A 655-nucleotide genomic window follows, 5' to 3' on the forward strand; every position below is an offset into this window, starting at 1 on the left:
TCTCGTCGATCGCGATGAACTCGCCGGGCTCGATCTCGCGGATGAAGGACGCACCGACGATGTCGAGGGCCGCCGTCTCGCTGGCGACCACCCAGCCGCGCTCGAGGCGACCCAGCACGAGCGGTCGGATCCCCTGCGGGTCGCGTGCGGCGTACAGCGTGGTCTCGTCCATGAACACCAGCGAGAACGCGCCACGCAGCTTCGGCAGGACCTCGATGGCCGCCTCCTCGACCGAGCGGTCGCGGTAGGAGGCGAGCAGGCTGGCCATGACCGACGTGTCGGTGGTGGCGGTCTCGCCCTTGCCGCGGCGGTCCGGAGCCTGCTGGGCGGTCCGCTCCTCGAGCATGGTCACGAGCTCGGCGGTGTTGGTGAGGTTGCCGTTGTGGGCGAGGGCGACCGAACCCTGCGCCGTGGGCCGGAACGTCGGCTGGGCGTTCTGCCAGACGCTGGCGCCCGTGGTGCTGTACCGGGAGTGCCCGATGGCGACGGAGCCCTTCAGCGACTCCAGCGTCGACTCGTCGAACACCTGGGAGACCAGGCCCATGTCCTTGTAGACGAGGATCTGCTTGCCGTTGCTCACCGCGATGCCGGCGGACTCCTGGCCGCGGTGCTGCAGGGCGTAGAGGCCGAAGTAGCTGAGCTTGGCGACCTCCTC

The 655-nt window shown here is 69.6% G+C and carries 1 protein-coding gene; it reads right to left on the reverse strand.

Annotation, left to right across the window (positions count from 1 at the left end):
- Nucleotides 1-655, reverse strand: a 655-nt coding sequence (locus ASF38_RS18640; protein WP_235497354.1) for an amidophosphoribosyltransferase, incomplete at both ends; no start/stop codon positions are given.

The sequence above is a fragment of the Aeromicrobium sp. Leaf272 genome, from assembly GCF_001422865.1.
Classification (GTDB): Bacteria; Actinomycetota; Actinomycetes; order Propionibacteriales; family Nocardioidaceae; genus Aeromicrobium.